Source organism: Dolichospermum sp. UHCC 0259 (genome assembly GCF_009711935.1).
GTDB lineage: Bacteria > Cyanobacteriota > Cyanobacteriia > Cyanobacteriales > Nostocaceae > Dolichospermum.
In genome coordinates, this window is record NZ_VIKX01000181.1 from 32,854 (window position 1) to 47,626 (window position 14,773).

Consider the following 14,773-nt stretch of genomic DNA (forward strand, 5'->3'; position numbering starts at 1 on the left):
AAGCAGCTATTATTACTAAACTAGCTGCTTTACCAAAGACTAATTAACTAACCTTCCCCACCCCCGCTAAATCCAAAATCGGGGCAATCAAATCTTCCCGCTTCACCGCCATGATATGCACACCCTGACACAATCCCCGCGCAATTTGCACCTGTTCGGCAGCAATTTTCATGCCTTCTTCGAGGGGATGTTTCGCTTTTGCTAATCTCTCAATAATGTGTTCAGGAATATTCACACCAGGAACAGCTTTATTAATAAACTGGGCATTTTTTGCCGATTTCAACAGAAAAATTCCTGCTAAAATTGGTTTGTTGTAACCACAGGCAATTTTATCCATGAACTTTTCTAATATTTCAAAATCAGTAATTAATTGACTTTGAAAAAATTGCGCCCCGGCTGCTATTTTCTTTTCAAACCGACTTTGTAAACCTGACCAACTTTTAGATTGAGGATCTACTGCTGCACCTGCAAATAAATCTAATGCACCATCAGTGAGGGGTTTCTCATTAAAATCAAAACCCTGATTCATGTTTTTAATTAACTGCAACAGCCGCACAGCTTCCAAATCGAAAACGGCTTTTGCTTGAGGATTATCACCAACTTTTACAGGGTCGCCAGTTAAAGCTAAAATGTTGCGGATACCCAAAGCATGAGCGCCCATTAAATCTGCTTGTAATCCAATTCTATTGCGATCGCGGCAAGCAAACTGACAAATCGGTTCAATCCCATTTTGCAATAAAATCACCGAGGCTACTAACGAAGACATCCGCATCACGGCACGGCTACCATCAGTAATATTGACAGCATGAACCCTTCCCTTAAGAGTCGCTGCCATTTCGATGGTATGAGTGGGATCTCCGCCCTTGGGAGGTGCAACTTCGGCGGTAATTAAAAAGTCACCCTTTTGAGCGGCTTTACGGAAGTTGTTAAAAGCACTAAAACTATGGGTATCCAGCATAATGTAATTCAGTTCGGTTTTCTAATAGGGTAAAACAAATTACACCTAAAAGCCTAAACCTTAAAGAGGAACAGTGAAACCCAAAGCAGCTTTCACATCTGCTAGAGTAGAGTTAGCGATCGCTCTAGCTTTCTCACCACCATCCCGCAACACTGATTCTAAATAACCCTTATCTGCCATTACCTCCTGATATTTATCTTGAATCGGCTTTAAAGCATGAATTGCCGTTTCTGCCAACAAAGGTTTAAATTGTCCCCAACCCATATCTGCACATTCAACCGCTACCTCTTCCTTCGTTTTTCCAGCCAGCAGCGTATACAACGTCAATAAATTATGGCATTCTGGGCGTTCTGAATCATCAAAGGTTAAACCCCTCACCAAATCAGTTTTACAGCGTTTAATCTTCTTAGTAATCTCCTCTGGAGAGTCTAAAATATTAATCCGACTTAATTCTGAAGGATCTGATTTTGACATTTTCCTAGTACCATCGGTCAAACTCATCACCCTTGCACCTTCCTTTCTAATTAAAGGATCTGGTAACTTTAATACAGGTGCTTTTTTCGCAAATTGGTGATTAAACCTATTGACAATATCCCTTGTTAGTTCTAAATGTTGCTTTTGGTCTTCACCCACAGGCACTTTATCAGCTTGATAAAGCAGAATATCCGCCGCCATGAGTACAGGATAATCTAACAAACCAACACCGACATTTTCCCCTTGTTTAACAGCTTTTTCCTTAAACTGGATCATATCTTGTAACCAGTTCAGGGGGGTAATGCAATTTAGCAACCAAGTTAGTTCACTGTGTGCGGAAACGTGGGACTGGACAAAGATATGAGAATGTTGTAAATCAATACCACAAGCTAAATATAAAGCAGCAATCTTGTAAGTATCAGCCGCTAAAGTTGCGGGATTATGCGGTACGGTGATAGCGTGTAAATCTACCACACAAAAGAAATTTTCATACTGGTCTTGAATTTCTACCCAGTTACGAATCGCACCTAAATAGTTACCTAAGTGTAAATTACCAGTTGGTTGAACTCCCGACAAAACGCGCTGCTTACCCATAATTATCAATGTAACGAGAACTTGCTCAATTTTATCTGACGAGATGACAAAAAGAGTTAAAATGCAGACAGAACAAGCCTCATAGCTTCAACCATGCCATAGGTCTTAATCAAGCTCAAAAAGAGACAATTATCGCTGGAAATTAGAAAAATCTTCTTCCAATCTTGTTACTGCGGAATGCTTTTAATTTTTACACAAAATATCCCACCTATAAGCCATTTCAGCATTATTTGGTGGGACTTGGGGTAGTTTGGTTCAGAGTTTTGCTCAAATTCAAAACAAAGAAAAACCTAGTTCTTGCTTAGAAATCATCAAGAAACTGACCAATACGATTAATTACGGGGTCTACTTCTTGAGGTTCATATTCAGGTATGGCTTGCGCCACGCTAACGCTATCAGGAGGAATATAAGTAGGTGGTTGTTGATTCAGGATAATTGCCAAATTTGCCACTTGTTGAGTAAGTTGCAACATTTGACTTTCTATCGCCTCCAAACGATGAGACTCCCTCGCCAAAAAACGTTCCTCAAAACCAGCTATTTGATTTTGCATCTCACCGATTTTTTGTTCAACCGTAGTTATATTTGTGGTCTTAGCAACTGGTTGTACAGTTTCTGGGACACACAAAAATTTCCAGAGAGCTTCCTTACACAGGTCACTGAAAGTTTTATCTGGCTGTGTCTCTAAGGAGTTTTCCACCTGCGCTAACAAACTCTCATCAGCAATTTCTGGATTAAACGTAACGGATTTAACTACCTTTTTTGACCATTGGAACATCAGTTTTATGACCTAGCGCGAACAGCAGCAGATAATTGCGCTTCTCCATAAATATACTGCCCCAAAGCATTAGCTTGCCGAGAAGGTGCAGCTAAGTAAGCGTTGATTTTAGCTTCTTTGAGGAGACGTTGGACATCTTCCCAGAAAAACTCTCCACCACCACCTGTAATAATCACATCAGTTACCCGCTCTGGCAACCACGCTAACACACGAGAGCAAATTTCCCGTGAAAACTGCTCTGTTAAGTTAGGGAGAAAATCATCTAAATTTGTAGGCTTACTAGCACCTTTGGGACGATAAAAGCGATCGCCTTTAGGCTTATTAACCGCAGAAATCAGTGCCAATGATTGACTATCCGCACCATCTATTTCCTTAGCCACCAGTTCATAAAACTTACTCATCCCAAACTCTTCACTCTTAGAAGCAGCTCTGGCAAAGCGGAAATTATCCACCATGATCATATCAATGGTTTGATGACCAATATCAACAATCCCCACAGATATTTTCGTAAAATCGGGAACTGCTGTTGCTTTATTCGGTTGAGTTTCTGACCACAGCAAACTACCATATCCTTCAGGCATTACCCAGACTTTGGCAATATTCAAAGTGATGGATTCACCTCGGAAATTAACTACATGAGGTCCGGTTACTAAGCTAGTTAACTGTGCCTTTTCTTTTTCAAATTGCTCCAAAGACAAGAAAGGCAGACCGAGAACAACATAAATTTCATCTCTGAGCTTAAAGTAACCAGCAGATGATAAAACTTTGACCAGAGCATCTTCTACCTTAGATTGGCCAACGCCAAGATTAGCCCCGAAATCGGCAGCTAATTGCCCTACAGCATAGCCACTACCTTGATACTCCAACCACAAATCCATAAGTGGGTCAGTAGCCTTAGCTTCAAATACACCACCGCGAATTTGCTCAATTGATGTTTGCTTCACATTAGAAGGAATGAAAGCTACATTAGCGGGTTCACGGCTTACACAGGTCTTTGTGGAAGTTCTACCTAAATCTACACTCAGAATAGTTTTACCCGTAGTATTGGTTGGCAGCTTGCCAGAATTTCCAGAATTCATCGGTGTGGCTGCTGATGCTGCTGGAGTGCGGTTCATAGGAATAGCAGCAGCATTCATGGGATTAGCTACGGGCGGTTGATCTGTCATGAAATCTCCTCTGTAAAAAGTTATCATGCTCATCTTACAAAAAGGTGAGCTACAAAAAATTTTAGGTTGGGTTAAGTGTAACTAGAAATACGTCAAAATTCAGAACAGGCGATCGTTAATTTTTTATGATTTAGTATTTCTGATGTCAGTTTTGGGAAATATCAAGCTTTTCTTTTTTCGTCCTCCTCTTGACATCCAACCACAGGAGGTTGCCCCTACTCCTAACCCCTCACATTGGTGGGAGAAAAATCATTAATTTTCCCCCACTACCAGTTTTAGCTAAATTTTGCTAAATGGTTGATGTTAAAGATTGGACTCTTGATTCCGAAGACCACTCTAATGGATTCCAAACTCTCTCTTCTAAAGCCATTTGCTCAATTAAACTAGCCAAGCGTAAAGCTTTGAGAGCTTGTTCACCACCCACAGAGGGCTGATTGCCACCGCGAACACAGTTGACAAAATGCTCTAACTCTGCACTGAGAGGTTGAACATTGGTGGTATAAACCTTTTCAATTAAACCATCTTGTCTATATAAGACTTTCTGATGGTCAATCAGAGGATTGACAGGGGTTTGCCGATGTACCAAAATCTCATTATTGAGAAAATCTGCTTCTGTAAATGAATTTTTACAATGGGCAACTAAGCGACGAATTTTCCGGTGAGTAACTTTGCTGGCTGTCAGAGTGGCAACAATACCATTGGCAAAGCCCAGGGTCGCAGTTACATAATCTAAATAACCTGAGTCTAAAGAACGAGTCCCACTAGCAGTCAGTTTCACCACTGGTGAGGCGGCTAATTCTAGCAGTAAATCAATGTCATGGATCATTAAATCCAGCACTACGGAAACATCATTCGCCCGCGCTGAATAAGGACTCATGCGGTGAGATTCCAAAGCCAAAACTTCCTCGGTTTTGAGGACTTGACTAAGTTCCCTAAAGGCGGGATTAAATCGTTCTATGTGACCAACTTGCAAAATACACTGGGATTCGGCGGCAGCATTAACTAGAGATTCTGCCTCGGAAATACTAGCTGCTATCGGTTTTTCAATTAAAACATGGATTCCTGCCAACAAACAGTTTATACCCACTGCATAATGTAATCGTGTCGGTACAGCAACACAGATGGCATCCACATGGGGTAGTAAGTCGCAGTAATCTTCAAAAAACCGGACTTTGTATTTACTGGCAGTTTCTAGACCACGTTCGACATTAATATCGGAAACGCCGACTAATTCCACATCTTTCATGGAACTCAGCACGCGGGTATGATGTTGTCCCATGTTACCAACCCCAATTACGCCTATGCGAATATGGTGCGGCTGGCTGCGCTGTGAATAAAGATTTGGCTCTGACACTGATATGCTATCTTGCACTATTGTTCTCTCCTCAACCACCAAATTTAGAGACGCTACGGTCGTTGGCCTTTATACTTAAACGCCAGGTTTGATTTGTCTTAAACCATCCAGATGGTAACATAGTGATTATCTTTATGAAGAATTTCAAAGTTTGGGTTCAGTTCCCGCCATCTGGTGATCTTTTCCGTTAACAGTTGTTAATTATCCTGTTTTTATTCATCTATACTATTAGAAAAATTACAGCAAGTTGCGTAGTTAGGAGGTACAAAATCTAAATTGAAACCTATACACAAAGCCATTTTTACTCCTGACTCCTGACTCTTACTGTATGTGTTTTTTCTTTAACTCTGTAATTTTTTGTAACCCTTGACAGGAATTGTCAGGTATGTATTTAGGAAATTAACTAAATTCAATACATACTGGGTTTTTATAGCGGTAAATTAATCACCCTTTCTATAAGTAAAATTACAAGTCATTACATAGTTAATACTCAGAGTATAATGTTTTAGGCGATTTATACAATTAATGTTCTCATTTCTGAGAGTCTTTTTGTACATATTTAATTTTTGTTGGTTGTATTTTGTTGATTTTCCCATCTTTTGGATGCAATTTATGAAGGAATTGGTAATTGCGAAAATTTCCCTCTCCTCCTGCTATTTTTTCATCTCCCATTTCCTATTCTGAATATGAAAGCTGTAATTTTGTTGTCTGGTGGTTTAGATTCTTCTACTGTTCTTTACCAAGCCAAGGCTGATGGCTGTGAATGTTACGCTATTTCTTTTAATTATCAACAGCGTCATAGTAAAGAGTTGCATTCTGCTTTTATGGTTGCTAAGGCGGCTAGAGTAATTCAACATCAGGTGGTCAATTTTGATTTACGACAATGGGGTGGTTCGGCATTAACGGACAATAAGATTGATTTACCGGCAGGGCGATTCCTACGGAGCGCTTCGCTATCGCTCGACGAAATGGCAGATAATATTCCTGTAACCTATGTTCCTGCCCGTAATACCATCTTTTTAAGTTTTGCTTTGGGCTATGCCGAAGCGATCGCCGCCCAAAGAGTATATATTGGCGTTAATGCCTTAGATTATTCCGGCTACCCGGATTGTCGTCCTGACTATATCGAAGCTATGCAGCAAGTTTTCCAGTTAGGAACAAAACAAGGACGGGAAGGACAACCTATTGAAATTATCGCCCCATTAATTCATTTAAAAAAGACAGAAATTATCCAACTAGGTAATCAATTAGCAGTACCTTGGGAAATCACCTGGTCATGCTATGCCGGTGGTGATTCAGCTTGCGGTGTCTGTGATTCCTGTCAATTGCGGTTAGCAGCCTTTGCCGAATTGGGTTTAGAAGATCCCATTGATTATGTTTAAGCTGTTACGCATTTGAGAATAGGGAACAGGGAACAGGGAACAGGTGAAAAACTATTTTTCTTTCTTCTTCCTCCTGAACTCCTGAACTCCTGAACTCCTGACTCCTGACTCCTGACTCCTGACTCCTAGCCCTCACAAAAAGACTTTTATGGCTTACGCCACGCTTCGCTATCAGCAAACCCTACTTAATCCTATGAATCAAATCTATACAACCGATGTCCTCGTTGTTGGCGGAGGCACCGGCGGAACTGCTGCGGCTATCCAAGCAGCGCGACGAGGTGTAAACACAATCCTTGTGAGTGAATTTCCCTGGTTAGGAGGAATGCTCACCTGTGCCGGTGTCTCAGCACCAGACGGCAACGAACTACAAGCATGGCAAACAGGATTATGGGGGGCGTTCTTACAAGAATTACAACGCAGACAACCGGGTGGATTAGATAATAGTTGGGTCAGCTTTTTTACTTATAACCCAAGTGTTGGTGCAGAAATATTTGCCGACTGGGTACGAGAACTACCTAACCTGCAATGGATTTCTGGACAAGTTCCCTTAGAAGTATTGCGAACCCAAGACTGTATCACAGGTATACGCTTTGCAGATTTTACCATCAACGCCAAAATCATTCTCGACGGCACAGAATTAGGAGACCTATTAGCTTTAGGCGAAATCCCTCATCGTTGGGGTTGGGAACTACAATCAGAATGGCAAGAACCCAGCGCACCAACAAATTTTAACTCCCTCACCCAAACCTATCCAGTCCAAGCACCAACCTGGGTAGTAGTCATGCAAGACTTTGGCGAAAATACCGCCCCAGAAATCCTCCCCGCCCCCAACTATGATCCATCCCAGTTTACAGGAGCTTGGGACAACTATGGCGCAGAAACATTTTTGAACTATGGACGCTTACCAGCGAATCAATTTATGATTAACTGGCCTATTGCGGGCAACGATTACTGCCAAAATGCCAATCGGTTGCTAGATATAGGGGAGAAAAAGCGCGAATTTATGCAAGAATGTTATTGGCATAGTCAGAATTTCGCCCATCACATTCAAAGTCAGTTTGGTAGGCGTTACGGATTAGCAGAAAACCTGTTTCCCCATGCTAACTCCGCCTTTGCTCTCCATCCCTATTATCGGGAAAGTCGCCGCCTAGTAGGCTTGACAACTGTTTCTGAACGGGATATGCTGCCTTTAGCCAACGGCAAAACCGCATTACCATTTCATGATGCGATCGCCGTCGGTAACTATGCCAATGATCATCATTATCCTGGTGTAGAGTTCCCACTGCAACCTAAATCTATTCGTTGGGGTGGAAGATGGACAGGAACACCCTTCACAATTCCCTATCGCGCTCTAATCCCTGCCACCACAGATGGTTTGCTAGTTTGTGAAAAAAACATTTCCGTTTCTCACATTGCCAACGGCGCTACCAGACTTCAACCAGTAGTCATGGGAATTGGACAAGCGGCAGGTATGGCAGCTTCTCTTTGTATTGTGCTAGAATGTCAGCCCAGGGATTTACCAGTGAAGAGTTTGCAGGCTGCATTATTGACAGACGACGATGCACCTAGCGTAATTGTTCCCTTGTTTAACTTATTAACTAATCATCCCGATTGGTTGTACTGGCAAACTTATTATTTAGACCATCCAGAAGCTTATCCTGCTGATGGTAACTGTCCTTGTATTGTGGTGAGACCAGATAATACATTAAACCTCAACTGCTTTACAGGCAAATTCCAACGACTAGGTGAGCAAAATTACCAATTTAATATTACAAATGAAACCAATTTAACTACAACAAATTGGCAGCTTGTGACGTTGATACCTGATATAGATCAGCAACTACAAGCTTTTCCCCCAGAAAAAATACTCAAGATTTGGGGGCGGCCAAATTTGTCTGGGAACTGGTTACTTGTTGAATATATTGAAGAAGTATAAAATGAACATTTATTCAGTAAAATACAATACTTTTTCGCAAATTTTCCGGATAGACATATAAAAGTTAAGTATTAGTGAAGTAGAGAGTTCTAAAATAGACATCTACTATGCGTGCTGCCATTTCACTTTTAGTATCGAGTCTGGTATTTGGCTCCTTAGCTTTTAACTGCGAAGCAGTACAGACTCGTTTTTCCGCTCTGTCAATGGCTAAGTCCGATTACCAGCTTTCGCCTTTGGTGTTAAACCAGAGTTTCAACCTGGCTGATAACTCCAAACCTAGCCCCAATCAACCCGAAAAGCCCAATCCTCATCGAGGTAGTGGTCGTAGAGGATTAGATGGATAAGTTGGCAATTTCAGTTCTGTTATTTAATCGTTGGAGCGCAATACCTGCCAACCCAGAAATGATGTTACCGGATTATTGGATCTTTTAAATCCTAGATACCACTTCTTGAATCGAAACGATATAGACAGTTACAGCACTACACTTGTTTGATTCTATCGTTTGTAAATTTCCCTTTCACTGACACCAGATATAGATAGTTACAAGCCCTATATCTTTGATCAGTTGCATGGCTTCTGCGTCATCACGCAAGCTATCAGTATTGCAATTTCTCTGCTAAAAACATAGACAGTTACAGCACTTCATCTCTCGAAAATTGTTCAATATTTCATCAAAACATCCGGTAATTGCTCAAACCCTGGCGTGTATTGGTGACTAAGTCACTAATACACCCACCAATCTCACCTGTGGTAATCGCGTCCGGTACACATTGGGCGTTAGTAGGTGGGAATAATTACCCAAAGTGAGGAACAAGAAAACTTTTCTTAGTTATCAACCGTCATTGTGAATGCTGAATCTCTAGTGACTTGGTTTGTGAGCAATCCAATATTTACTGACGAAGTGAACTTGGGTTTCTATTTGCTCAAATCCCGCTTTTTCTAACCGCTCTACCAGTTTATCTGTAACGTAATGATTGTAATAAGGTTCATGAAAAGTCTCTGAGAAGTTTTTGACAACTAATTCCATCTCCGGTAGATCATTTTCTTGAATGGAATCACAGATGATAAAAACGCCTCCTGGTTTTGTGACCCGAAAACATTCTTCAATTACAGTTTGACGAACTGCCGCTGGTAACTCATGAAACAGAAAAACACAAGTCGTACCATGAAAATAATTATCTCGATAAGGCAACTCTTCGACATTTCCTTGCACGAGTTGCGGTAATTCTCCAGGAATTTGGGATAATAGCTCATTAGCTTTCCGCAAATAAGCTGAGGATAAATCTATACCAAATAAAGATACGTCGGGTAAAGCTGCTCTGATTAACTTCAGTGTTCGTCCAGTACCACAAGCAATATCTATGACTCGGAGTTGTTCTTGGGGAATATGGTCAAATGCTATCAGTTGAGATTTGAGAGGACAGAGGATGCGTCTTCTCATGGCATCAGTTGAGCCACCAAACAGAATTTCTACCTGTAAGTCATATAAATTGGCTGACAGTTCACTCAAATAGCCATCTGTTTGGTAATGGAAGTTCTGTACATAGTAGCTGGGATAGTTATCTGTGGCTATTTCCTGGGAAAATTCTTGATATCTCCGGTTTTTAATGCGTTCCCAGATATTTGGTAGGTCTAAGCATATTAATGGATAGTAACGGAAGAAGTCTTCCCAAGAATTATCAAATAATAAATTTTGTGGATACACACCTGCTTGACTATCTTCCCAGTCTGTTGCCAATAACTGGTTCATGTTGTCTTGGAGTTGTGTGAGCAATTTCTGGGATAAAGGACTGATATTCGGCTGAAGTGATGGATAAATTAGGTTTTTGATCTCTGAACTTACGGTTTTGTGAGCAAAAGCAAAGTAATTCTTCCCTGATTGCAGGGCTTGATAGCTTAATTTTGTGAAAATATCAAACATAGATAAAATTAAGTTTTGTTGAATGTATCGAGTTTTATAGCTCGTCCAGATTTTTATAGCCAAAAAAATGGAAAATGTAAATCATTCATAACAATTTTTACCTGTTAACAGGTGTGAATGGTTTATTTTATGGAACTACAAACTGCGATAGTCGCTCTTTTAGTCTTCTATGTCGCCTGGAATTTGGGTGCAAATGATGTTGCTAATGCGATGGGAACTTCTGTGGGTTCTGGGGCTATTACCTTGAAACAGGCAATTATTATTGCTGGGGTGTTAGAGTTTCTTGGTGCTGTTTTGTTTGGACAAGAGGTAACGTCTACCCTGGGTACGAAAATTGCGAATCCGGTTTTGTTTGCGACGATACCAGAAACTTTAGTGATGGGGATGATTTCGGTACTGCTCACGGCTGGGATTTGGCTACAAATTGCCACAGCTAGGGGTTTACCGGTTTCTTCGTCTCATGCAATTGTGGGGGCGATCGCTGGCTTTAGTTGGGTAGCATTGGGAGTAGAAGCAATAGATTGGTCATCCATTGGTTTAATTACCGTTGGCTGGATTTTAACGCCGATAATTAGTGGTGCGATCGCCGCTAGTTTGTATAGTCTGATTCAACAATGGATTTTTAACCAACCTCAACCCCTCTCTCAGTTACAAGAATGGATTCCCTGGTTAAGTACATTGCTATTGAGTGTATTTGGCATTATCGTTCTGCCGACAATCACTCAACCCTTGAGCCAGTTCTTACTTACAGAGGGAAAAATTAATATTCCTGCTCACGACATTACCCTATTCATCGGTGGTATCGCTGTATTATCCCTGACCTTGATCAGTTGGCGACAATTGGTAAATAGTCAAATTGAAAACAAAATTCAAGGATTATTTGCCAAATTTCAAGTTTTAAGTGCTTGCTTTGTGGCATTTGCTCACGGTTCTAATGATGTTGGGAATGCGATCGCACCTCTAGCAGTAATTTCCTACATTAACCACCAAGGTAAAGTCCCCAGTGATCAACTCCCCATTCCCCTGTGGATTCTAGTTTTCGGTGCGATCGGCATTGTGGCAGGATTAGCAGTTTGGGGTAAAAAAGTTATTGCCACCATTGGCGAAAATATTATTTCCTTAGAACCTAGTAGCGGATTTTGCGCCGAACTAGCCACAGCTATCACCATCTTATTAGCTTCCCGCTTAGGTTTACCCGTTTCCACCTCCCATGCCCTTGTCGGTGGAGTTGTGGGCATTGGACTGGTACAAAATATTAAATCAATAAAATTTGCCACTATCCAAAATATCGCCGCCGCTTGGTTAATTACCATTCCCATCAGCGTCGCCCTGAGTGCTACTATTTTTACCATGATGGTAATTTTCAAAGCACTAAACTGGCACTAGATAGGTGGACATGAAAAAACAAAATATGTTATGTAACAAACAGCAGAATCTCCCAAAACCTAATTCCCTGTTCCCTTCTATAAATTAATAGTCTCCCATCATGATGGCAACTATCAAGCAATAGGTATTCCGCACGGATTTGATGCTAGTAGTTAGGTATTCATTTGTAAGGCTTTTATAAGTTAATTAAATTTATAAGTTCAGTAAAATTGTTCAGTTTCCTGTCTTTTCTCAAGGAAACTTAATACAGGTGTTGTTCGCGCAAAAGTGCTGAGTAACTTAATCATCAAGGTGTTAGAGGCTAGAAACCGATGGGGCGATTTGAGAAGCGACCAGAAAACCCACGCATTAGAGGTGAGCTATCCAGAGCCGCAGAAAATGCTCTATGGGATGTAGTTGAAGATTTAGAAAATCTTCAACAAAATCTGCTGAGGTCGTTGCAGGAAGACGTAAAACGGCTAGAAACTGAAAAAAATCGCTTATCTGGCGATATTCAAAAGTTAATTGAGGAAAAAGAAAATCTCCAACAATCCCGGCAAATCACTGAACAACAAGTATTAATCCGTCAATTAGCAGAAGTTTTAGCCAAACATATATCTTCCCAATTACAATCCTCATTGAAAACTTTAGCTACTCAAGCCGTAGAGCATGACTCCTTGGATTCATCTGCGCTGCAAAATGCTCAACTAAACAATAATGCTATTAATGAAATCGGACAGAATGTCACTAATATGCTAGACAGTCTGGATGATACGGTAACTATTGCTTTTAATTCACTATTACAAGAACTCAAAAATTATCAAGGTGATCTTTCCCAACAGTTGTCACGGATGTATAGTCAACAACAGCAAGGGGAAGCGATACTAGGAGAATTTGTTAATCGTCTGCGAAGTGAAGTAGAAAAAAATCGAGATACTAACTCTGTCAAAACAACAACGGGCGGCGCACCTACCGTTTTACAACTATCTGATAATCTGCGTGGCGAAACTATAACTCATCAAAATGGTTCTTCGGAAAAATCCCCACAAAGAATCATTGTTGAACCAGTTGCTTTGATTCCTCACGAATCAGCACACAGTGATTCTACATCAGCAGCCAATGCGGTTATATTATCTTCACCAATAGATAACACTTCTAAACCCAATTCTTTCGTAAATCCAGATTTACCAACAGCAATACCGGACAATAAAACACCTGAACCCACTTCTTTTGTAAATCCAAATTTACCAACAGTAATACCGGACAATAAAACACCTGAACCCACTTCTTTTGTAAATCCAGATTTACCAACAGTCATACCAGATAATAAAACCCCTGAATCCAGTGCTTTTGTAAGTCTAGATACATCATCAGAAGATCCAAATTCTGAACCCAGTTCTTTCGTAAATCCAGATTTACCAACAGTCATACCAGATAATAAAACACTTGAATCCAGTTCTTTCGTAAATCCAGATAGATCATCAGAAGATCCAAATTCTGAACTTGGTGCTATTTTGACTTCTAAGGTATTAACAGCACCTTCTCTGGGAGATGCAAAATCTGAACCGCTTTCTGTTTTAACTCCTAATTTACCCACAGGAAGACCGCCAACACCAAAATTAAGACGGGAAACAACTCCTAGACAACCAACAACACCTCAACAACCGAAAACACCTCAACAACCGAAAACACCTCAACAACAAATAACTCCCAGACAACAAAGATCCCGGACATCTCCCAATTGGTCACAGTTACAGATAGGTTTCCTATTTATTGCTTTATCTACAGTGGTTTCGTCTCTTTACAACGTAGCAATTAAAGCGATTTTCTTTACAGCTTCTAACCCTTTGGGTGGATTGCCAACACAACAGTTAATCTTTCCGACATTGGGGAATATTTTCTTGATTTTGATGCTACGTTTATTAGTGGTTGTGCCATTAATGTTACTTTTATCGCCTATATTACATCCTCCTATTTGGCAAGAATTAGAAAATTTATTTGCCTCATTAAAAGCAAAGGCAACGCCTACTCAGAACAAAACTAAACAGGCTCTATTTTTGTCAGTAGTTAGCGGTTGTTTATTATTTTTATCCCAGGTATTTATTTACATTGCTATTGGTGAAGTCAGAACAGGAATGGCGATCGCTCTCTTCTTTATCTATCCAGTTATGAGCGTGTTTTTGTCCTGGGTTATGTTTCAGGAACGTCCTAATTTACTAGCTACTGGAGCAATGGCAGCAATTTTTTGTGGTGAATTATTAGTTTTAGGTAGTCAGTCTACAGGGGTGAATAACACCTCACTAGGCAGCACCACAGCCATTCTATCTGGGCTATCATTTGCGATTTACGTCATTCTCACGAGAATATGTGCCACTAAACTCAAGTTACATCCCGTATCTTTGACTTTAATTAACTTCACCACCATGTTGTTATTAAGTTTTATCTGCTTAATAATTCCATTACCCGGTAATTTAGGTTTAGCAATTAGCTCATCTAATATCCTTGAACTGGTATTAAGTGCATTTATATTAGGTGTTTTAACTTTGTGCGGTTACTTATTCAATAATTTTGGCATTCGTAAACTAGGTTCGCCGTTCTCCTCTTTAATTGGAGCTACAGTCCCGATTTTAACCGTAATTTTCGCCGGGATCATGCTGCAAGAATCTCTAGATATAGTCCAAGTCATCGGAGTTATCTTAGTGACCCTTGGTGCAGCGAGTATTAGCTGGAAAAAAACACCTAACCAGCTACAACCGACTAAATGAGTGGGGGAGGTTGGGGGAGTAGGTTACTAATATTCCTGCTCACGACATTACCCTATTCATCGGTGGTATCGCTGTATTATCC

Annotated in this window: 11 protein-coding genes; 5 read left to right on the top strand and 6 right to left on the bottom strand. The window is 40.6% G+C overall.

Features of this window, described 5'->3' with window-relative positions:
• Nucleotides 1-43: 43 nt before the first annotated feature.
• The 5 genes from FJR05_RS14135 to FJR05_RS14155 all read right to left on the bottom strand — a co-directional run bounded on the left by FJR05_RS14135 (nt 44) and on the right by FJR05_RS14155 (nt 5,339).
• Nucleotides 44-958 (bottom strand): methylenetetrahydrofolate reductase, encoded by a 915-nt coding sequence (locus tag FJR05_RS14135; RefSeq protein WP_168644688.1) that lies wholly within the window; start codon nt 956-958, stop codon nt 44-46.
• A gap of 60 nt (nt 959-1,018) precedes the next feature.
• Nucleotides 1,019-2,026 carry a tryptophan--tRNA ligase gene (gene trpS, locus FJR05_RS14140; protein WP_168644689.1) on the bottom strand — a complete coding sequence of 336 codons (1,008 nt, stop codon included), beginning with the start codon at nt 2,024-2,026 and terminating at the stop codon, nt 1,019-1,021.
• Between the two features lie 301 nt (nt 2,027-2,327).
• The gene (locus FJR05_RS14145; RefSeq protein WP_168644690.1) at nt 2,328-2,801 is read right to left on the bottom strand and encodes a plasmid segregation centromere-binding protein ParR; all 474 of its coding nucleotides are present in this window, start codon (nt 2,799-2,801) and stop codon (nt 2,328-2,330) included.
• Between the two features lie 5 nt (nt 2,802-2,806).
• Nucleotides 2,807-3,967, bottom strand: a complete 1,161-nt coding sequence (locus tag FJR05_RS14150) for a ParM/StbA family protein (RefSeq protein ID WP_168644691.1) — start codon at nt 3,965-3,967, stop codon at nt 2,807-2,809.
• A 289-nt stretch (nt 3,968-4,256) separates the two neighbouring features.
• Nucleotides 4,257-5,339 carry a Gfo/Idh/MocA family protein gene (locus tag FJR05_RS14155; RefSeq protein ID WP_096668248.1) on the bottom strand — a complete coding sequence of 361 codons (1,083 nt, stop codon included), beginning with the start codon at nt 5,337-5,339 and terminating at the stop codon, nt 4,257-4,259.
• A 668-nt stretch (nt 5,340-6,007) separates the two neighbouring features.
• Here FJR05_RS14155 and queC point away from each other — a divergent pair.
• The 3 genes from queC (at nt 6,008) to patX (ending at nt 8,983) form a co-directional block, all read left to right on the top strand.
• Nucleotides 6,008-6,703 carry a 7-cyano-7-deazaguanine synthase QueC gene (queC, locus tag FJR05_RS14160; protein ID WP_168644692.1) on the top strand — a complete coding sequence of 232 codons (696 nt, stop codon included), beginning with the start codon at nt 6,008-6,010 and terminating at the stop codon, nt 6,701-6,703.
• Between the two features lie 148 nt (nt 6,704-6,851).
• Nucleotides 6,852-8,639, top strand: a complete 1,788-nt coding sequence (locus FJR05_RS14165; protein ID WP_305791111.1) for an FAD-dependent oxidoreductase — start codon at nt 6,852-6,854, stop codon at nt 8,637-8,639.
• A gap of 107 nt (nt 8,640-8,746) precedes the next feature.
• The gene (gene patX, locus FJR05_RS14170; protein WP_027401389.1) at nt 8,747-8,983 is read left to right on the top strand and encodes a heterocyst-inhibiting protein PatX; all 237 of its coding nucleotides are present in this window, start codon (nt 8,747-8,749) and stop codon (nt 8,981-8,983) included.
• A 516-nt stretch (nt 8,984-9,499) separates the two neighbouring features.
• Here the strand turns inward: patX and FJR05_RS14175 are convergent.
• On the bottom strand, nt 9,500-10,561 hold the full coding sequence (locus tag FJR05_RS14175; RefSeq protein ID WP_168644693.1) for a class I SAM-dependent methyltransferase: 1,062 nt from the start codon (nt 10,559-10,561) through the stop codon (nt 9,500-9,502).
• Nucleotides 10,562-10,690: 129 nt separating this feature from the next.
• Between FJR05_RS14175 and FJR05_RS14180 the strand changes: the two genes are divergently transcribed.
• Both FJR05_RS14180 and FJR05_RS14185 read left to right on the top strand, forming a co-directional pair.
• Nucleotides 10,691-11,947 carry an inorganic phosphate transporter gene (locus FJR05_RS14180; RefSeq protein ID WP_168644694.1) on the top strand — a complete coding sequence of 419 codons (1,257 nt, stop codon included), beginning with the start codon at nt 10,691-10,693 and terminating at the stop codon, nt 11,945-11,947.
• Nucleotides 11,948-12,258: 311 nt separating this feature from the next.
• Nucleotides 12,259-14,691, top strand: coding sequence for a DMT family transporter (locus FJR05_RS14185; RefSeq protein WP_168644695.1), 2,433 nt, complete (start codon nt 12,259-12,261; stop codon nt 14,689-14,691).
• Nucleotides 14,692-14,773: the final 82 nt, after the last annotated feature.